Raw genomic sequence first — 18,326 nt, forward strand, 5'->3', positions numbered from 1 at the left:
GCATATACTCCCTCAGGCAGCGCGAGGTGGCATGGCGCCTTCGCTGCGCCGCGCCCGGGCGATCGCCTCGCGGGCACGCAGCTCGGCCGCGACCGCCACGTCGATCGGCGCGCGGCACAGCCCGGCCGCGGCGTACTGGATGTTCTCGTAGACGGCAGAGGCCGCCGGCGAGACGTTCAGCAGGTTCTCGAGCGCCGCGTCGTGCGGCACGTCCGCCAGCTCGCGGGCGAGCCGGGCGGCGACATCGCGGTACTGGCCGGCGTCGGCGGGGCCGCGGCTTTCCAGCCGCTCCAGCAGACCGGCCAGCACGGCGGCATGGGTCAGGGGATGGGTGGTCGAGGTGGTCATGGCACACAGTTTGTGCCTCGGCCGGTTTTTGCAAGGCAGCCGCCCGTCTGGCGCGGTGACGGACAATAGGCGCCCTTTTCCGACTCTTTGACCCCTCCATCGCATGGCCACCAGCCCCAAGGCAAAGAAACCCGACTGGACGGCGCAGATCCTCGCCGTGCTGCGCAGCGGCAACACCACGGCCGCGATCGCGCAGATCAAGGTTGCGCCGACCCACAAGGACCTGCTGGCGCTGCAGGCCCGGCTGGCGCAGCCGGACTGCGCCGGCACGTGGCGAGACGTCGAAGCCGCCGTGCGCGACAACCTGCCGCTACTGGCCGCGCCACGGCTGCACCGTTCGCCATGAGCCCCGCCCGGCCGCCCGAAGGGGCTCGCACCGCAGGCCGCCCGGCCGAAGGCATTCCTGCGCGCGGGTTCAACTCGCTCGGGCTGGCTGCCGGGCTGGGCCAGGCCGCGGCCGACGCCGGCTTCGCCACGCCGACCGCCGTCCAGGCCCAGGCCATCCCGCCCGCGCTCGCCGGCGCCGACCTGCTGGCGACCGCGCCCACCGGCTCGGGCAAGACGGCCGCCTTCGCGCTGCCGCTGCTGCAGCGGCTGCTGCGGCCCGCCGCGGCGGGCCAGACCCCTTCCTTGCGCGCACTGGTGCTCGTGCCCACGCGCGAGCTGGCCCACCAAGCCGGCACGGTGCTGCGCGACCTGGCGCGCCAGCTCCAGCCGCGCCCGCGCATCGCCGTGGCCTTCGGCGGCGTATCGATCAACCCGCAGCTCATGGCGCTGCGCGGCGGCACCGACGCCACCGTGGCCACGCCGGGGCGCCTGCTCGACCTGGTCGAGCACAACGCGCTCACGCTGTCGCAGGTGGAGCTGCTGGTGCTCGACGAGGCCGACCGGCTGCTCGACCTGGGCTTCGCCGGGGAGTTCGACCGCGTGCTGTCGCTGCTGCCGGCGCGGCGGCAGAGCCTGTTCTTCTCGGCCACCTTCGCGCCGCCGGTGCAGGCGCTGGCCCACGCGCTGCTGCGCCAGCCGGTGCGGGTGGACGTGCGCGTCAACCCCGGCGTGGATGCGCCGGCGGACCGGTCGCCCCACATCCACCAGCGCGCCATCGCCGTGGATGCCCCGCGCCGCACGCAACTGCTGCGCCAGCTGCTGGCCGACGAAACGCTGCGGCCGGCCATGGTGTTCGTCGCCACCAAGCACGCCGCCGGCGCCGTGGCCGGCAAGCTCTACCAAGCCGGCATCTATGCCGCCGCCTTCCATGGCGACCTGAGCCAGGGCACGCGCACCGAAGTGCTGGCCGAGCTGCGCGCCGGCCGCTGGGACGCCGTGGTGACGACCGACCTGGCCGCGCGCGGCATCGACGTGGCCCAGCTGCCGCTGGTGGTGAACTACGACCTGCCGCGCTCGGCCGACGACTACGTGCACCGCATCGGGCGCACCGGCCGCGCCGGCGGGCGCGGCCAGGCGATCAGCTTCGTGAGCGCCGCGACCGAGGCCCATTGGCGGCTGATCGCCAGACGCCAGCGGCTGGCACTGCCGCTGGAGCAGGTGGCCGGCTTTGAACCGGCCGAGACGGCGCCGCCGCCGGCGACCGCAGCGCGGGCCGATGGCAGCGGCATGAAAGGCAGGCGCCCGAGCAGGAAGGACAGGCTGCGGGCCGCCGCAGGATCGGCACAGGTTCAGGCGGCGGACGGGCCGGCGCCGCCCTCCGGCTCCGGCTCCGGTTCGTCGCGGAATTCGTAGTGCCGCACGCCGTGCCTGGCGAGGATCTCGACGTAGAACGAGTCCGCGCCGCCGGCGGCCGCGGCGCTCACCAGGCCGATCAGGTTGGCAAGGTGGGTCTTCTCGGCCGTGGCCTCGGTCAGGCCGAAGCGCACGTCGAAGTCCCAGTAGTCCACACCCTTGGGCAGGTCGCGCCGGCGTTCGCGTCTGAGGTACTTGCGGATGTCGTGCTTGACGGCTTCGAGCAGCCGGTCACGGTTCTTGCCTTCGACGGCAATCGAAAAAGTCTTTTTCATGCGCGATCGTATCGCGCCCCGGATGGACTACCGCGGAACGACGACGCCGCTCTCCACCGGCTGGGCCTGCGCCGCGCCGGACTGCGGCACCACCACGGTGCCGGGCTCCGCCCCGCGCGCCGGCGGCGGCACGATGCGCAGCCCTGTGGTGGACTGCTGCGGCACCGGCGCGGCGGGTGCCGGCAGGGGCGTGCCGACCACCGCGGGCGCCACTGGATTGCCAGGCTCGGCCGGCGCCGCCGGGCGCTCGCTCAGAGAGCCCGGCGGCAGGCCCTCGCCGCCTTCGGCGGCCGGTGTCGCGCCCCAGCCCGGCAGCACCGTGCCCTGCTCGGGCACCACTTCCTGCGGCGGCGCGGGCGGCGGCGCATGCGGCGCGTCGAACACCGCGTCGGGGTCGATGGCCCGGGTGCGCAGGGCGGTCTGCACGAAGTCGCCCACGATCGGCAGTGCGCTGCGCGCGCCCTGGCCCCAGGAATCTGCCATGGTCAGCCGGCTGTCGTTGAAGCCGACCCAGGCGCCCGCGACCAGCTCGGGGTGCATCAGGATGAACCAGCCGTCGGTGTTGTCCTGCGTGGTGCCGGTCTTGCCGGCCACGTCGCCGCGCACGCCCCAGCGGCTGCGGATCGCCGTACCGGTGCCGCGGTCGACCACCCCGCGCATGGCGTCCAGCAGCAGCTGGTCGGCACCGTGCTCCAGCGCCGGCTCGGGCGGCGCGCTCTGGAAGGCTTCGAGCACGCGGCCGTTGCGGTCTTCCACGCGGGTGACGACCAGCGGCTCGACGTAGTTGCCGCCGTTGGCGATGCTGGCATAGGCGTTGACCACCTCCTTGAGCGTCACCGGGCTGGTGCCCAGCGCCAGCGAGAACACCTCGTCGAGCCTGCTCTGCCGCACGCCGAGCGCGCGCGCCGTTTTCGCCACGCTGGCCGCGCCGATGCGCTGCACCAGCTGGGCGGTGATGGTGTTCTTCGACAGCGCCAGGCCGTCGCGCAGGGTCATCGGCTGGTAGCTCGGCGCGCCGATGTCGGTCGGGCGCCAGACCTGGCCGTTGCCGAGCGGGATCTCGACTGCGCCGTCGACGAAGGTCTCGTTCGGATCGATGCCCTGGGCGAAGGCGGCGCCATAGACGAAGGGTTTGAAGGTCGAGCCCGGCTGGCGGCGGGCCTGCTGGACGTGGTCGAACTGGTCCTCGTCGAAGCCGCGGCTGCCGACCCAGGCGCGGATGGCGCCGTTGCGCGGGTCGATGGCAACGAAGCCGGCCTGCAGCCGCGCCTTGTCGGCACGCAGCGCCTGCATGGCCTCGGCATCGGCCAGCACCTGCTTCAGTGCATGGGCGTCGTCCTCGCCGGCCTCGCGCGCGATCTTGTAGGCCGCGGTCTCGCGCACCAGGGCCTGCACCACCGGGCGGTTCGCCGTCCAGGCGCGCGGGCCCCACTGGGCGCTGGCCGCGCGCTGGAGCACGTCGCCCTGGCGCTGCACCGCGCGGTTGGCCGCGTCCTGCAAACGCGCGTCGATCGTGGTGTGCACGCGCAGGCCGTCGGCATAGATGTCGTAGTCGTTGCGGTCGGCCCAGTCGATGAGCCAGCGACGCAGGTAGCGCGCCAGGTGCGGGGCGGGGCCGCTGTCCTCGACCTGGCGCTCGAAGTCGATCCTGAGGGGGCGGGCCTGGAGCTTACGGAGCTGGCCGTCGGGCAGTTCGCCGCGCGCGTCCATCAGCGACAGGACGAGGTTGCGACGCTCCTGCGCGCGCTCGGGCCGTGTCACCGGGTTGTAGTAGCTCGTGCCCTTGAGCATGCCGACCAGCGTGGCGCTCTGCAGCACGTCGAGCTTGGCCGAGGAGGTGTCGAAATAGGTCCGCGCCGCCATCTCGATGCCGTAGGCGTTGTAGAGGAAGGGCACGGTGTTGAGGTAGGTTTCGAGAATCTCGTCCTTGGAGTACGAGGCCTCGATCTTGAGCGCGGTGATGGCCTCGCGGATCTTGCGGGTGACCGACACCGAGCGCCCGATGTCGTCGGGATACAGGTTGCGCGCGAGCTGCTGGGTGATGGTGGAGCCGCCCTGCAGGTTGCCCTGAGCGGTGTGCAGCAGCGCGCCGATGGTGCGGCGCACGTCGATGCCGTGGTGCTCGTAGAAGCGGCGGTCCTCGGTGGCCAACAGGGCCGCGATCACATGCGGCGAGATGTCCGCGAGCTTGACCCACGAACGGTTGGCCCGCCGGTATTCGGCCAGCGCCTGGCCATCGGCCGACAGCACCACGGCAGGCCGCTCCTCGCGGACGCGGCGGATGTCGCCGATGCCCGGTGTGAACGGGATCTGGATCAGCACGTAGAGAAGCAAGGCCGCGGGCAGGGCTGCGGCAGCCCACCACGGATGGCGCCGCAGCACGGCGCCGGCGCGCCGGGCGCGGGCCGCCGCCGAACGGGCCGCGCGGGCGGGGAAGGAAGCGGGGGCATCGGTCACGGGCCGCATCTTAGGCGGCTGCCGAATATCTTTGTAACAACCTTGCGAACCGCTGCCGCAGCACAAAGTGCGCTGCCGTGGCGCCATAGCGTCTTCGCCGCTTCCTCCCGGCCACCGGCGCAGTTACATTTCTGCCGGAAACCACGGCTTCTTCCTGCGACACCGCCATGCCCCACCGCCAACCTTCCGAGATCGCGCGCGAGACGCTGCGGCAGCTGGCAGCCCGGCGGCTGGCGCCCACGCCGGACCTGTACCAGGCGGTGTACGAGGAGGTGTCGGGCCAGCGCCTGCCCGCCGCCTTCCCCGACGGCCCGCTGCGCGCCATCGGCCGCGTGCTGCCGGCGCAGAACGCCGCGCAGAAGCGCGTGCTCGACCTGTACCTGGCCGCAGTGGCCGCGCGCGACTGGGTGCAGCTGCAAAGCGCGCTGGTGGCCTATGCCCAGCTCGGACTCGACCGCGCGGCGGTCGACGCCGCAGCCGAGCCCGTCGACGTGAGCCCGCGCAGCCTGGCCGAGCAGCTGGCGCGCTGGGTGGACCACATCCTGCCTGCGCTCGGCGGCAATGACAGCCGGCTGCATGCCGTCGCCACCCAGTTGGCGGAGCTGCTGCGCTCCGATCTGCCCTCCGCGGCCCGGACACAGGCGCTGGTGGCCGACTTCGGCTTCCAGCTCGGCTTCGCGGCCGAGGAGCAGGAGGGTGTCCGCGCCATGCTGCTGGCGCTGCTGCGGCTGCTGTTCGAGAACATCGCCGAACTCAGCATCGACGATGCCTGGCTGCACGGCCAGGCCGGCGCGCTGCTCGCTGCCACGACGCCGCCGGTCAGCCTGCGCCAGCTCGACGAGGCCCAGCGCCGGCTCAAGGACGTGATCTTCAAGCAGTCGCAGGCCAAAGCCCGCTCGGTGCAGGCCCAGGCGCAGATGAAGGAGATGCTCTCCACCTTCATCGAACGGCTTTCGCACATGGCCGAGAGCAGCGGCGCCTACCGCGACCAGGTGGAGCGCTGCGTCGAGCAGATCGGGCGCGCGTCCACCATCGAGGAGATCGCGCCGGTGCTGCAGGAAGTGATCGCCGCCACCCGCGCCATGTCCCAGGGCAGCCGCGCCGCGCACGAGGAACTGGCCGCCCTGCGCGAACGCGCCGAGCGCACCCACGGCGAGGTCCACCGCCTGCAGCAGGAGCTCGACCGCGCCAGCGCCCAGGCCCGCCACGATCCGCTCACCGGCGCCCTCAACCGCAAGGGCCTGGACGAGGCCTTCGAGCGCGAGGTCGAACGCAGCCGCCGCAACGGCGACCCGCTCTGCGTTGCGCTGCTGGACCTGGACGACTTCAAGCGCATCAACGACGAGCTGGGCCACGACGTGGGCGACGCGGCGCTGATCCACCTGGCCGACGTCGCCCGCGCCTGCCTGCGCAAGAGCGACATGCTCGCGCGCTACGGCGGCGAGGAATTCGTGCTGCTGCTGCCCGAGACGCCGCTGGCCGCCGGCGTGGACTTCATGCAGCGGCTGCAGCGCGAGCTGACCCGCCACTACTTCCTGCAGGGCAGCGACAAGCGGATGATCACCTTCAGCGCCGGCGTGGCCGAGCTCGGCCCCGACGAATCCGGCGCCGATGCCCTGAAACGCGCCGACCAGGGCATGTACCTGGCCAAGCGCGCCGGAAAAAACAGGGTGATGGCGTGACCCTCCTCGACCGCCGCGCCCTGCTGCTGCGCGCATCCTCGCTGGCGCTGGCCTGCACCCTGCCGCGCTGGGCCTGGGCGGCGCTGCAGTCCGCCGCCGCCGACGACCCCTTCGCGCTCGGCGTGGCCAGCGGCGATCCGGCGCCCGACGGCATGGTGCTATGGACCCGGCTGCTGCTGCCCGCCGCCGCGGCGGCCGCGACGGTACAGTGGGAAATCGCCCACGATGCGGCCTTTCGCCGCATCGCGCAGCGCGGCCAGGCCGTGGCCGACGCGGCGCTGGCCCACAGCGTGCATGTGGAAGCCGCAGGCCTGGAGCCGGACCGCTGGTACTTCTACCGCTTCATGCACGGCGGCGCCGTGAGCGCCGTCGGCCGCACCCGCACCGCGCCGGCACCTGGCGCTCTGCCCGCGCGCCTGCGGCTGGCCTATGCCTCCTGCCAGCGCTGGGAGCACGGCTACTACGCCGCCTGGCGGCATCTGGTGGACGACGCGCCGGACCTGGTCGCCTTCCTCGGCGACTACATTTACGGGTACGCCGCGCCGCCCCAGCCCGGCGGCCTGCCGCGCACGCACCCGCTGCGCCATGCCCGCACGCTGGCCGACTACCGCGACCGCTATGCGCTGCACAAGAGCGACCCGGACCTGCAGGCCGCCCACCGCGCCTGCCCCTGGATCGTGACCTGGGACGACCACGAGGTCGAGAACGACTATGCCGGCGGCACCGGCCGCCAGGGCGCGACCGACGCCTTCGTGCGGCAGCGCACCGCGGCCTGGCAGGCTTTCTACGAGCGCATGCCGCTGCGTGCGTCCACGCTGGCGCGCGGCCTGGGCGGGCTCGGCGCGGCCGGCGGCGTGCAGCTCTACCGCAGCATCGGCTGGGGCCGGCTGGCGCAGGTGCATCTGCTCGACGACCGGCAGTTCCGCGCGGTGCAGGCCTGCCGCGAACCCGGGGCCTCGACGGCAGCCGCGGTGCAGCCCGGTGCCTGCGCGGCGCTGGCCGATCCGGCGCGCAGCCTGCTCGGCGCCGCGCAGGAGGCCTGGCTCGACGCCGCCCTCGCCCGGGATGCGGCCGGCGACGGTCCGCACTGGAGCGTCATCGCGCAGCAGACGCTGTTCTCGCCGCGCCGCTATCCGTCGGGCGTCGTCTCGACCGACAACTGGGACGGCTACCCGGCCGCGCGCGAGCGCCTGCTGCAATCGCTGCAGCACCATCGGCCGCGCAACACCGTGCTGCTGGGCGGCGACATCCACCAGAACTACGTCTGCCGCGTGCACGCCGCGCCCGCCGACCCGGCGAGCCCGGTCGTCGCCAGCGAGTTCTGCGGCACCTCGATCACCTCGCACTCCGGCACCACGCAGCAGAAAGTCGATGCCGTGGCGCGGCACAACCCCCATGTGCTGCTGGCCGACTGCGATCACCGCGGCTATGGCCTGTGCGACGTCACGCCTAGCCGCTGGACCACCGCCCTGCGCGTGGTAGACGACGCGGCGCGGCCGGATGCGTCGATCGCGACGCTGGCGCGCTTCGTGGTGGAAGACGGCCGGCCCGGCCCACAGGCAGCCTGAGAACGCGTTCCGAGCCCCGCTGCCTCTTCGGCGGGCAATGCGTCGCAAGCCCTTGCGAATCAAGCACTTGCAAGCGGCTTGCACGCCCGGGCCACGGGTTATCCACATGTTTGTCCAAGGCCGGCGGGGACAAGTCCCTTCGGCACGCTGCACATACTCCCTACCCTGACGCCCCCATACGCCTATACAACAGGCGCTAGAGACATATACCCCCTCCCTCTCCCATACCGGGTAAAGTCGCTCCCGTGTCCATTCCCGCATCTTTCATCCAGGAACTCCTCGGCCGCACCGACGTGGTCGAGGTTGTGGGCAGGCACGTGCAGCTCAAGAAGAGCGGCGCCAACTACATGGGGCTGTGCCCCTTCCACGCCGAGAAGTCGCCCTCCTTCTCGGTCAGCCCGTCCAAGCAGTTCTACCACTGCTTCGGCTGCGGGGCGAGCGGCGACGCGATCAAGTTCCTGACCGAGCACACCGGCGCCACCTTCGTCGAAGCGGTGCACGATCTGGCCGCCCAGTCCGGCCTCACCGTGCCCGACGAAGGCGGATCGCCGCAGGACCGCGAGCGCGCCCGCCAGCAGCGCGCGCGCCAGGTCACGCTGTCGGACGTGCTGGAAAAAGCCGGCGCCGCCTACCGCAGGCACCTCCGGGGCTCGGCCCGCGCCATCGACTACCTCAAGCACCGCGGCCTGTCGGGCGAGATCGCCAGGCGCTTCGGCCTGGGCTACGCGCCCGAGGGCTGGCGCACGCTGGCCAGCACCTTCGCGCGCTACGACGACCCGCTGCTCGAAGAAGCCGGCCTCGTCATCGTGCAGGCCGAGAAGGACGACAGCGGCAGCGTCAACGAAGGCAGGCGCTACGACCGCTTCCGCGACCGGATCATGTTCCCGATCCGCAACGTCAAGGGCGAATGCATCGGCTTCGGCGGCCGCGTGCTCGGCGACGAAAAGCCCAAGTACCTCAACTCGCCCGAGACGCCGGTCTTCCACAAGGGCCGCGAACTCTACGGCCTCTACGAGGCCCGGCCCGCACTGCGCGAGATGGGCTACGCCCTCGTCACCGAGGGCTACATGGACGTGGTCGCGCTCGCGCAGCTCGGCTTCCCGAACGCGGTGGCCACCCTGGGCACCGCCTGCACGCCCGAGCATGTGCACAAGCTCTTCCGCTTCACCGATTCGGTGGTATTCAGCTTCGACGGCGACGCCGCCGGCCGGCGGGCCGCGCGCAAGGCGCTCGACGCCGCCCTGCCGCATGCGAGCGACACGCGCACCGTGCGCTTCCTCTTCCTGCCGCCCGAGCACGACCCCGACAGCTTCGTGCGCGCGCACGGCAGCGACGCCTTCTCGCTCCAGGTCGCGCAGGCGCTGCCGCTGAGCCGCTTCCTCGTCGAAGCTGCGCGCGAGGGCTGCGACCTCGGCACCGCCGAGGGCCGCGCCCGCATGTGCAGCAACGCCCGCCCGCTCTGGAGCGCCCTGCCCGACGGCGCCCTGCGCCGCCAGCTGCTCGGCGAGCTGGCCCAGCTGGCCCAGCTCGGCGCGGCCGACCTGGCCGCGCTCTGGCAGGAGCCGGCCGGCGCGCCGGCCGCGCGCCGCAGCGACGGGGCGGCGGAGCCATCGCCCGACCATGCCGACCTGCCGCCGGAGGACCGCTGGGCGCCTGCCGAGCCGATGCCGTTCGCCAGCGAACCCGCCGCGCCGTATGCCGCGCGCAAGCCCTGGCAGCGCCGCAACGGCCCGCCCGAGCCGGCCTTCGACCGCAGCCCGCGCACCGCGCCGGCCAGCCGGGTCGACCACACGGCCCGGCTGCTGCTGTCGCACATGGAATTCGTCGAGGAGCTCAGCCACGAGCACCACGACCTGCTCAATGCCCAGCCCGAGCCGCACCGCCAGCTCTTCGCCTGGATCGGGGGCCAGTTCCACGAGCATGGCGTGCAGCCCTGGGCCGTGCTGCGCGAGAGCCTGCGCGGCGCCGGCTGCGAGAACCTGGCCGTGCGGCTGATGACCGGCTCACACGCGCAGACCGAGGGCGAACTGGCCGATCTGCGCGCCGAACTGACCGACCTGCTGGCCCGCATGGAGGTCGACCGGCTCAAGCAGCTGGAAAACGACGCGCTCGCCGCCACCTCCCACGACCCGGCGGCATTGCAGCGCTACCGCGAGCTGTTCCGGCGCCGCACCGAGCTGGAACGCCGGCAGACGCATACCACGCCGGGCGGCTCTTGAAAAGCCGCACGCCGCTATAATGTAGGGTTGTCGGCAAGAGCGACAGCAGCACCTCCGGACCGGGCCCTCCCTCGACATGGGAGCCGATGATCGCCACGATCGGCCCACCTCACCGCAAGGACTGCACACCAAATGTTCGCCCAGACATCTTGCCCCCGGGGACGCGCTCCCCGGCGCCGCCGTGGCCGGGCTCGCAGCCGGCCGCAGCGGCAAGCCATCGCGCCGGTGCGCCGTGGCACTTGTCAGTTTCTTCGTGCCTGCCTTTTTGATGTTTCGAGGTTCTTCCATGCCCGCTCAAAAGTCCGCCAAGTCCGCCAAGTCCGCCGCCCTCAGCAGCACCGCCGCGAAGCCCGTGTCGAAAACCGCCGTCCAGCCCGCAGCCAAGACAGCGCGCGCATCCAGCGCCGCCGCCACGGCCGTGCAGGCCACGGCCGCAACGAAGGTGAAAAAACCAGTGCCCGCATCGAAGTCCCCCACCAAGCCTGAAGTCAGCGCGGAAGAAGCAGCCGCCAGGAAGACCGCCAAGACAGCCGCCGCTGCTGACGACACCGAAGCCCCGGCCAGGAAGAAGCCGGGCCGCCCGGCCAAGGCCGCCGCAGCGAAGACCACCGCCGCCAAGGGCAAGGCCGGCGCCAAGGCCAAGGGCAAGGTGGAAGACGACGACGACACCGACCTGTCCGACATCGAGGCCGAGTTCGAGGAAGAAACTCCGGAACCCGAGGTGGTGGCCGCCGCCGACCCGGCCGCTCCGGCCGAGAAGGCCAAGCCGCTGCGCATGAAGATCAGCAAGGCCAAGGAGCGCGCGCTGATGAAGGAGTTCGGCCTCGACGAGACCGTGCTCTCCGAGGAAGACCTGGCCAAGCGCCGCTCCAGCCTCAAGAAGCTGATCACGCTCGGCAAGACCCGCGGCTACCTCACGCAGGGCGAGATCTCCGACCACCTGCCCGACAAGCTGGTCGATGCCGAGACCATGGAAGTCGTGGTCAGCATGCTCAACGACATGGGCGTGGCCGTCTACGAGCAGACGCCCGACGCCGAGACGCTGTTCCAGAACAACGTCACGCCCACCGCCGCCACGGTCGAGGAAGCCGAGGAAGAGGCCGAGGCCGCGCTCTCCACGGTGGACAGCGAATTCGGCCGCACGACCGACCCGGTGCGCATGTACATGCGCGAGATGGGCACGGTCGAGCTGCTCACGCGCGAAGGCGAAATCGAGATCGCCAAGCGCATCGAAGGCGGCCTGCAGGACATGATGGCCGCCATCTCGGCCTCGCCCGCGACCATCGCCGAGATCCTCAAGCTCGGCGAGGAAATCCGCGAGGGCAAGGTCGTCATCTCCACCATCGTCGACGGCTTTTCCAACCCCAACGAGGCCGACGACTACGTGGCCGAGGAGGACTTCGACGAGTTCGACGAGGAAGACGACGACGACGGCAACGGCGGCTCCAAGGCGCTGACCAAGAAGCTGGAGGAACTCAAGCGCGAGGCCCTCTCGCGCTTTGACCGGCTGCGCGAGCTGTTCGAGAAGATCCACAAGATCTACGACAAGGAAGGCTACGGCACGCCGGCCTACGTCAAGGCCCAGGACGCCCTGTCGGCCGAGTTGATGACGATCCGCTTCACCGCGAAGACCATCGAGAAGCTCTGTGACCTGGTGCGCAGCCAGGTGGACGACGTGCGCAAGACCGAACGCGAGCTGCGCCGCATCATCGTCGAGAAGTGCGGCATGCCGCAGGAGACCTTCGTCAAGGACTTCCCGCCCAACCTGCTGAACCTGCGCTGGGTCGAGAAGCAGGCTGCCGCGGGCAAGCCTTGGAGCAACATCCTCCAGCGCAACATCCCGCCGGTGCAGGAGCTCCAGCAGCGCCTGATCGACCTGCAGGCCAGCGTGGTCGTGCCGCTGCTCGAACTCAAGGCGATCAACAAGCGCATGAACGACGGCGAGGCCGCCTCGCGCGACGCCAAGAAGGAAATGATCGAGGCCAACCTGCGCCTCGTGATCTCCATCGCCAAGAAGTACACCAACCGCGGCCTGCAGTTCCTCGACCTGATCCAGGAAGGCAACATCGGCCTCATGAAGGCGGTCGACAAGTTCGAATACCGCCGCGGCTACAAGTTCTCGACCTATGCCACCTGGTGGATCCGCCAGGCCATCACCCGCTCGATCGCCGACCAGGCGCGCACCATCCGCATCCCGGTGCACATGATCGAGACGATCAACAAAATGAACCGCATCAGCCGCCAGCACCTGCAGGAGTTCGGCTTCGAGCCCGATGCGTCGATCCTGGCCGCGAAGATGGAGATCCCCGAGGACAAGATCCGCAAGATCATGAAGATCGCCAAGGAGCCGATCTCGATGGAAACGCCGATCGGCGACGACGACGACAGCCACCTGGGCGACTTCATCGAGGACAGCACCAACACCGCGCCGGTCGATGCGGCGGTGCAGGCCGGCCTGCGCGACGTGGTCAAGGACATCCTCGACGGCCTCACGCCGCGCGAAGCCAAGGTGCTGCGCATGCGCTTCGGCATCGAGATGTCGACCGACCACACGCTCGAAGAAGTGGGCAAGCAGTTCGACGTGACCCGCGAGCGCATCCGCCAGATCGAGGCCAAGGCGCTGCGCAAGTTGAAGCACCCGAGCCGCAGCGACAAGCTGCGCAGCTTCATCGACTCGCTGTAAGCGCGGCCTGCCGCCCTGCCCCCCAAAGAAGCCCGCCCGGTGCGCCCGGCGGGCTTTTTCTTTGTCGGGCCGGGCGGGACCGCCTCCTACCTGAGGCGGCCACGCCTGCCCACGCAGCGGCGCCGCGCGGCACGCTGGAATCGACGCTCGATCACCCCAGGAGATTCCATGCCCGACCCGCAGACCACCCCGCAGCCGAGCTACCCGACCGATCCGACGACGCCGGGCCAGCAGCCGATCCAGCCCGGCAAGCCACCCGAGCCGCTGGAGCCGCAGGAAGTGCCGGGCCAGCCCATTCCGACGCCGCCGCCGGCAGCCCTGCCGTGACCGCGCGGCGCTACCAGTTGACCTCGCGCTCCGGCGTCGCGCCGATACGGTGGATCGACAGGTCGGCGCCGTCGAACTCCTCCTCCTGCGACAGCCGCAGGCCGAGCACCGCCCGCAGCGTGCCGTAGACCGCGAAGCCGCCAGCCAGCGCCCAGGCCACGCCGAGCAGCGTGCCGGCCAGCTGCGACCAGAAGCTCACGCCGCCGATGCCGCCAAGCGCCTGCTGGCCGAAGATGCCGGCCGCGATGCCGCCCCAGGCGCCGCACAGGCCGTGCAGCGGCCACACGCCGAGCACGTCGTCGATCTTCCAGCGATTCTGCGTCAGCGTGAACATCTGCACGAAGACGACCGCGGCGATCGCACCCACGATCAGCGCGGCCAGCGGATGCATCAGGTCCGAGCCCGCGCAGACGGCCACCAGCCCGGCGAGCGGGCCGTTGTGCACGAAGCCCGGGTCGTTGCGGCCCAGCGCCAGCGCGGCCAGCGTGCCGCCGGCCATGACCATCAGCGAATTGACGGCGACCAGGCCCGAGAGCTTGTCGAGCGTCTGCGCGCTCATCACGTTGAAGCCGAACCAGCCGACGATCAGGATCCAGGCGCCGAGCGCGAGAAACGGGATGTTCGACGGCGGATGGGCCGACACCGCGCCGTCCTTGCGGTAGCGGTTGCGCCGCGCGCCCAGCAGCAGCACGGCCGGCAACGCCAGCCAGCCGCCCATCGCGTGCACCACGACGGAGCCGGCGAAGTCGTGGAACTCCGCCCCGGTCCAGCGCAGCAGCGCCGCCTGCACGCCCAGCCGCTGGTTCCAGGCCACGCCTTCGAACGCCGGATAGATGAGCCCGACGATCACCGCCGTGGCGATCAGCTGCGGCCCGAAGCGGGCCCGCTCGGCGATGCCGCCCGAGATGATCGCAGGAATCGCCGCGGCGAAGGTCAGCAGGAAGAAGCACTTCACCAGCCCGTAGCCGTGGAACCGCGCCAGCTCGTTCGCGCCGGCCAGAAAGTGCGCGCTGTAGGCCACGCCGTAGCCGACCAGGAAATAGACCACGGTCGACACCGACAGGTCGGCCAGGATCTTGACCAGCGCATTGACCTGGTTCTTCTTGCGCACCGTGCCGAGTTCGAGAAAGGCGAAGCCCGCATGCATTGCCAGCACCAGAATGCCGCCGAGAAGGATGAACAGCGCATCTGCGCCCTGTTTGAGTGCGTCCATGGAAGGAAGAAGGAGGTGGTTGTGCCCGGTCTTGGTGCGGCGCACACGGCGCGTACGCTGCGCACCAGGTGCAAGCAAAAAGCAAGCCGGTGCGGTGCATGCGTGCACCGGATTGCCGCAGCGATGCCTGCCACCGGTGCCGAACGTCTTCTCACGCTGCGGCAACCCGACCGTGGATACTCGGGGCGTGTACCACGCCTACCTGTCCTGGCTGCCCTCGGTTTCCCAGCACCTGCTGTTCAGCGTGGGCGCCGTGCTGGTCTACGTGCTCACCACGCGGGCGCGGCGCGAGCAGCGCGCGCCGTCCGCGGCCATCGCCTGGGTCATGGGCCTGGCGCTGGTGCCCTACCTCATGCTGCCGATGTACCTGGTGTTCGGCCAGCGCAAGCTGCGGCCGGCCGGCCGGCTGCATTCGGCGGCCCAGGCCACGGTACTACCGCCCAGCCACTGGGCGATGGAACTGGTCGAGAGCTTCGGCCTGCCGCCGGCCTTCGCCTGCAGCGTGCGGCTGCACGAGAACGGCAGCGAGGCCCGCTCCGCCCTCTGGGAGACGATCGACCGCGCGCGCGAGCGGCTGCTGGTGTGCTCCTTCATCATCGGCTGCGACGAACTGGGCCGCGAACTGGTGCAGCGCCTGGCCGCCCGCGCGCGCCAGGGCGTGCAGGTGCGGGTGATGCTCGACGGCTTCGGCGCCCTGCAGGTGCCACGCAGCCACTTCGACGTACTGCATGGCGCGGGCGGCCACATCACCGTCTTCCGCCCGCTGTTCCGGCTGCGCGGCGATGGCCCGCGCAACCTGCGCAACCACCGCAAGTTCGTGATCGCCGACGACTGCTGGCTCTGGAGCGGCGGGCGCAACCTCGCGGCCGAATACTTCCTCGGCCGCCCGCAGCAGGCGGCGTGGATCGACCTGTCGTTCGACCTGCATGGCGGCGTGGCCGCGGCGGCGGCCCACCAGTTCGAGCAGGACTGGGCCAGCGCGCGCCGCGTGAGCCCGCGGCCGGTCGCGCTGCCGGCCGAGGCGCCGCACGGCGCGCTGGCGCAGTTCCTGCCGAGCGGGCCGGACCAGGTCGAGGACACGGCCAACGCGCTGCTGATCGACGCGGCCTTCCGCGCGCGCCGGCGCATCCTGGCCGTCACGCCCTACTTCATCCCCGACAACGGCCTGCGCGACGCGCTGCGGCTGGCCGCGCGGCGCGGCGTGGAGATCACCATCCTGATGCCGCTGCGCTCCAACCACCGGCTGGCCGACTTCGTGCGCGCCCGCGCGATGCGCGACCTCGCGCGCGCCGGCGTGCGCTTTCGCCTGCTGCCGGTGATGGTCCACGCGAAAGCCGTGGTGGTGGACGACACGCTCGCCCTGTGCGGATCGATCAACCTCGACGCGCGCAGCCTGCTGCTCAACCACGAGGCCTCGGTCATGTTCTACGGCGAGCACGAGATCGCCTGGCTCGCCGGCTGGATCGAGCGCACGGCCGCGCCCGGCCACGACTACGTGCCCGACGATCCGGGCATGGCCCGCGACTTGGCCGAGGGGCTGCTGCTGACGGTGGCGTTCCAGCTGTGAACGCCATCCGTGTCAGTCCGGGATCACCGCCCCGACCACCGCTCCGGCCGCCTTGGCCGTGGTCTTGACCGCGACGGCGCCGACCGTCACGGCCGCATCGGCCACGGCGACGACCGCGCAGCCGGTGCACAGCAGGGCGGCGCCGGCGAGGGCCGCGGCCAGGCGGGCGGCACGCAGCCAGTGAAGAGCATGAGAGGTCATGAAGCCTTCTGCAGGGGTATATGCCGGGTGCTTTTGTCTTTCGCGCGCTGGAGGACGGCTGGGTCGGGGGTATCAGCGGCCGTGCGCATGCGCCGGGTTGTTCTCGGGCAGCGCCAGATACGGTGCCAGGTCGCGCCGCGCCTCGTCGGCCAGCAGGCCGACGGTCACCTCCGCGCCGCCCTCCTCCAGGATGCGGATGCCGGCGCCGTCGTTGCGGGCGTCCGGGTCGAGCAGCGCGACGACCACGCGCCGCACGCCGCGCGCCAGCAGCGTGCGCGCGCACGAGGGCGTGCGACCGTGGAAGGCGCACGGCTCCAGCGTGACATAGGCGGTCACGCCGGCCAGGTCGCCCTCGGCGCGGGACAGCGCCAGCGCCTCGGCATGCGGGCTGCCCGGCGGCTGGGTGTGGCCGGTGGCGATCACCGCGCCATCGCGCACCAGTACACAGCCCACGGGTGGATTGGGCAGGCAGGCCGGCAGGGCCCGGCGGCCTTCGGCCAGGGCCTGGCGCATGAAGTCTTCGTCGCAGGGGCGGGGCATCGCAATGGGCGCAGAGGGAGGAAAGCGGCGGTCGAACACCGGCCGGGACGGCGATGATAGTCTCTCGGCGCGGCCATCGAGCCCGTGGCGCCGGACGTTCCGCGCTATAGTGCCCGGCAGTTTTTTGCCGAGACGCCGGCCAGGAGGCCATCCCGTGAGCACCAAGGACAATGCAGCCGCCCACCAGCTTTTCTCGCTGCTGGAAAGCCGCTATGCCCTGCGCGCGCTCTGGGCGCTGCGCGACGGCCATGCGCAGACCTTCCGCCTGCTGCAGGACAGCGTGGGCGGCGTGACGCCCAACACGCTCAACACCCGCATCAAGGAACTGCGCGAGGCTGGCCTCGTCCGGCACGGCAGCGACGGCTATGCGCTCACGCCGACGGGCGCCGACCTGCTGCGGCGGCTGGCCGACGTGCAGGCGTTCGCGGCGCGCTGGGCGGCGTCGCGTCCGGCCGCCGCACCGCAGGATTCTTTCCACCACCACAAGGACCCCCCTTCATGGCACTGACCACCACCGCTTCGGGCCTGCAGTACGAGGACACCACCGTCGGCGAGGGCGCCGAGGCCCGCGCCGGCCAGCATGTCACCGTGCACTACACCGGCTGGCTCTACAACGACGGCGTGCAGGGCGCCAAGTTCGATTCGAGCAAGGACCGCAACGACCCCTTCCAGTTCGGCCTGGGCGCCGGCCAGGTCATCAAGGGCTGGGACGAGGGCGTGCAGGGCCTGCGCGTGGGCGGCAGGCGCACGCTGATCATTCCGGCAGCGCTGGGCTACGGCGCGCGCGGCGCGGGCGGCGTGATTCCGCCGAACGCCACGCTGAAGTTCGATGTCGAGCTGCTGGGCGTCGAAGGCTGACCCGCGCCGCTATCCGTTGAGCGCGCGGTCGAACGCCGCGAATTTCTCCTCGCCCACGGCCTCGCGGATGCGTGGCGCCAGGGCCGCGAGCTCGGCATAGCTCCGCGCGGACTCGACCGCCAGGCTCAGGCGGAAGCCCAGCAGGCCCAGCTGGCCGGCGAATTTGATCGCGACGTAGTACGCATCCAGGTAGCGCTGCTGCTGCGAGCGGACGCCCGGGGCGGGCGGCGCGCCGGCGTCCCCGTCCGGCCCGCCGGCCGGCGCGTCGTCGACGTCGTGGCGGCCTGCGTCGGGTGCGGCGGCGGCCTCGGCCAGCAGGCCCCGTCCGCAGAGCGAAGCGACATCCTCCGCGCTGCTGCCGGTGGCCGCGACCACGTCGGCCGTGGAACGCTTGCCGTCGAACAGGATGAAGGCCGGCCGAAGCCGCACCGCGATCGGCCCCTGGCGCTCCTTGAAGGCCTGCTGCCCGGCAGGCGTCTTGATCAATGGCATCGTGCTCCCGGACGCGGCTTGCATGCCGCGGGGCGCAAGCTTGGCACGAAGGCCGGCCGGCCTGCATCAGGGTTTGCGCGCGAACCCTGCTGTACCAAGCCCTTCATACCCCTGCCTGTTCCCTCCCATCATCCCCATGAACTGAGTGCTGGGACA

Annotated in this window: 17 protein-coding genes; 10 read left to right on the forward strand and 7 right to left on the reverse strand. The window is 71.4% G+C overall.

The features are described from left to right. Positions 1-12: 12 nt before the first annotated feature. A complete protein-coding gene (locus GAK38_RS10580) occupies positions 13-348 on the reverse strand; it encodes a hypothetical protein (protein ID WP_325343894.1) in 336 nt (111 codons plus the stop codon). A gap of 103 nt (positions 349-451) precedes the next feature. Between GAK38_RS10580 and GAK38_RS10585 the strand changes: the two genes are divergently transcribed. Then, positions 452-694 (forward strand): hypothetical protein, encoded by a 243-nt coding sequence (locus GAK38_RS10585; protein WP_325343895.1) that lies wholly within the window; start codon positions 452-454, stop codon positions 692-694. After that, entirely contained in the window at positions 691-2,088 is a 1,398-nt protein-coding gene (locus GAK38_RS10590; protein WP_325343897.1) for a DEAD/DEAH box helicase, read from the forward strand. The genes GAK38_RS10585 and GAK38_RS10590 overlap by 4 nt, the downstream gene beginning before the upstream one ends. Here the strand turns inward: GAK38_RS10590 and GAK38_RS10595 are convergent. Next, positions 2,025-2,363: a DUF6172 family protein gene (locus GAK38_RS10595; RefSeq protein WP_325343899.1), complete on the reverse strand. Its 339-nt coding sequence runs from the start codon at positions 2,361-2,363 to the stop codon at positions 2,025-2,027. The genes GAK38_RS10590 and GAK38_RS10595 overlap by 64 nt on opposite strands. 27 nt (positions 2,364-2,390) lie before the next feature. Beyond that, positions 2,391-4,829 carry a penicillin-binding protein 1A gene (locus GAK38_RS10600; RefSeq protein ID WP_443089193.1) on the reverse strand — a complete coding sequence of 813 codons (2,439 nt, stop codon included), beginning with the start codon at positions 4,827-4,829 and terminating at the stop codon, positions 2,391-2,393. 158 nt (positions 4,830-4,987) lie between these two features. Between GAK38_RS10600 and GAK38_RS10605 the strand changes: the two genes are divergently transcribed. The 5 genes from GAK38_RS10605 (at position 4,988) to GAK38_RS10625 (ending at position 13,299) form a co-directional block, all read left to right on the forward strand. Further along, positions 4,988-6,502 carry a GGDEF domain-containing protein gene (locus tag GAK38_RS10605; protein ID WP_325343900.1) on the forward strand — a complete coding sequence of 505 codons (1,515 nt, stop codon included), beginning with the start codon at positions 4,988-4,990 and terminating at the stop codon, positions 6,500-6,502. Then, positions 6,499-8,070 (forward strand): alkaline phosphatase D family protein, encoded by a 1,572-nt coding sequence (locus tag GAK38_RS10610; protein WP_443089194.1) that lies wholly within the window; start codon positions 6,499-6,501, stop codon positions 8,068-8,070. Before GAK38_RS10605 ends, GAK38_RS10610 begins: the two co-directional genes overlap by 4 nt. A gap of 245 nt (positions 8,071-8,315) precedes the next feature. Beyond that, positions 8,316-10,289, forward strand: coding sequence for a DNA primase (gene dnaG / locus GAK38_RS10615; RefSeq protein WP_325343902.1), 1,974 nt, complete (start codon positions 8,316-8,318; stop codon positions 10,287-10,289). 286 nt (positions 10,290-10,575) lie between these two features. Beyond that, on the forward strand, positions 10,576-12,972 hold the full coding sequence (rpoD, locus tag GAK38_RS10620; RefSeq protein WP_325343904.1) for an RNA polymerase sigma factor RpoD: 2,397 nt from the start codon (positions 10,576-10,578) through the stop codon (positions 12,970-12,972). Positions 12,973-13,140: 168 nt separating this feature from the next. After that, on the forward strand, positions 13,141-13,299 hold the full coding sequence (locus GAK38_RS10625) for a hypothetical protein (RefSeq protein WP_325343906.1): 159 nt from the start codon (positions 13,141-13,143) through the stop codon (positions 13,297-13,299). 10 nt (positions 13,300-13,309) lie between these two features. Here the strand turns inward: GAK38_RS10625 and GAK38_RS10630 are convergent, their stop codons facing one another. Beyond that, positions 13,310-14,512 carry an ammonium transporter gene (locus tag GAK38_RS10630; RefSeq protein ID WP_325343908.1) on the reverse strand — a complete coding sequence of 401 codons (1,203 nt, stop codon included), beginning with the start codon at positions 14,510-14,512 and terminating at the stop codon, positions 13,310-13,312. A gap of 136 nt (positions 14,513-14,648) precedes the next feature. Here GAK38_RS10630 and GAK38_RS10635 point away from each other — a divergent pair, with 136 nt between their 5' ends. Further along, a complete protein-coding gene (locus GAK38_RS10635; RefSeq protein ID WP_325343910.1) occupies positions 14,649-16,079 on the forward strand; it encodes a phospholipase D-like domain-containing protein in 1,431 nt (476 codons plus the stop codon). Between the two features lie 12 nt (positions 16,080-16,091). Here GAK38_RS10635 and GAK38_RS10640 read toward each other — a convergent pair whose 3' ends face one another. Beyond that, positions 16,092-16,280 (reverse strand): hypothetical protein, encoded by a 189-nt coding sequence (locus tag GAK38_RS10640; protein WP_325343912.1) that lies wholly within the window; start codon positions 16,278-16,280, stop codon positions 16,092-16,094. A gap of 72 nt (positions 16,281-16,352) precedes the next feature. Further along, the gene (locus GAK38_RS10645) at positions 16,353-16,820 is read right to left on the reverse strand and encodes a bifunctional diaminohydroxyphosphoribosylaminopyrimidine deaminase/5-amino-6-(5-phosphoribosylamino)uracil reductase RibD (protein WP_325343913.1); all 468 of its coding nucleotides are present in this window, start codon (positions 16,818-16,820) and stop codon (positions 16,353-16,355) included. 154 nt (positions 16,821-16,974) lie between these two features. Here GAK38_RS10645 and GAK38_RS10650 point away from each other — a divergent pair, with 154 nt between their 5' ends. Together GAK38_RS10650 and GAK38_RS10655 are read left to right on the forward strand one after the other, a co-directional pair. Then, positions 16,975-17,328 carry a winged helix-turn-helix transcriptional regulator gene (locus GAK38_RS10650; protein WP_325343915.1) on the forward strand — a complete coding sequence of 118 codons (354 nt, stop codon included), beginning with the start codon at positions 16,975-16,977 and terminating at the stop codon, positions 17,326-17,328. Beyond that, positions 17,319-17,678 (forward strand): FKBP-type peptidyl-prolyl cis-trans isomerase, encoded by a 360-nt coding sequence (locus GAK38_RS10655; protein WP_325343917.1) that lies wholly within the window; start codon positions 17,319-17,321, stop codon positions 17,676-17,678. The genes GAK38_RS10650 and GAK38_RS10655 overlap by 10 nt, the downstream gene beginning before the upstream one ends. Positions 17,679-17,687: 9 nt before the next feature. Here GAK38_RS10655 and GAK38_RS10660 read toward each other — a convergent pair whose 3' ends face one another. Then, complete coding sequence (locus GAK38_RS10660) at positions 17,688-18,170, reverse strand: hypothetical protein (RefSeq protein WP_325343919.1); 483 nt, start codon at positions 18,168-18,170, stop codon at positions 17,688-17,690. Positions 18,171-18,326: the final 156 nt, after the last annotated feature.

The organism is Xylophilus sp., assembly GCA_009914555.1.
GTDB lineage: Bacteria > Pseudomonadota > Gammaproteobacteria > Burkholderiales > Burkholderiaceae_C > WNDY01.

What these genes read in the sequence shown, in the direction of transcription:
- GAK38_RS10625 (WP_325343906.1), top strand. Translation starts at nt 13,141, where the DNA reads ATGCCCGACCCGCAGACCACCCCGCAGCCGAGCTACCCGACCGATCCG.
- GAK38_RS10580 (WP_325343894.1), bottom strand. Translation starts at nt 348, where the DNA reads ATGACCACCTCGACCACCCATCCCCTGACCCATGCCGCCGTGCTGGCC.
- GAK38_RS10595 (WP_325343899.1), bottom strand. Translation starts at nt 2,363, where the DNA reads ATGAAAAAGACTTTTTCGATTGCCGTCGAAGGCAAGAACCGTGACCGG.
- GAK38_RS10590 (WP_325343897.1), top strand. Translation starts at nt 691, where the DNA reads ATGAGCCCCGCCCGGCCGCCCGAAGGGGCTCGCACCGCAGGCCGCCCG.
- GAK38_RS10600 (WP_443089193.1), bottom strand. Translation starts at nt 4,829, where the DNA reads ATGCGGCCCGTGACCGATGCCCCCGCTTCCTTCCCCGCCCGCGCGGCC.
- GAK38_RS10585 (WP_325343895.1), top strand. Translation starts at nt 452, where the DNA reads ATGGCCACCAGCCCCAAGGCAAAGAAACCCGACTGGACGGCGCAGATC.
- rpoD (WP_325343904.1), top strand. Translation starts at nt 10,576, where the DNA reads ATGCCCGCTCAAAAGTCCGCCAAGTCCGCCAAGTCCGCCGCCCTCAGC.
- GAK38_RS10630 (WP_325343908.1), bottom strand. Translation starts at nt 14,512, where the DNA reads ATGGACGCACTCAAACAGGGCGCAGATGCGCTGTTCATCCTTCTCGGC.
- GAK38_RS10640 (WP_325343912.1), bottom strand. Translation starts at nt 16,280, where the DNA reads ATGACCTCTCATGCTCTTCACTGGCTGCGTGCCGCCCGCCTGGCCGCG.
- GAK38_RS10655 (WP_325343917.1), top strand. Translation starts at nt 17,319, where the DNA reads ATGGCACTGACCACCACCGCTTCGGGCCTGCAGTACGAGGACACCACC.
- GAK38_RS10645 (WP_325343913.1), bottom strand. Translation starts at nt 16,820, where the DNA reads ATGCCCCGCCCCTGCGACGAAGACTTCATGCGCCAGGCCCTGGCCGAA.
- GAK38_RS10660 (WP_325343919.1), bottom strand. Translation starts at nt 18,170, where the DNA reads ATGCCATTGATCAAGACGCCTGCCGGGCAGCAGGCCTTCAAGGAGCGC.
- GAK38_RS10605 (WP_325343900.1), top strand. Translation starts at nt 4,988, where the DNA reads ATGCCCCACCGCCAACCTTCCGAGATCGCGCGCGAGACGCTGCGGCAG.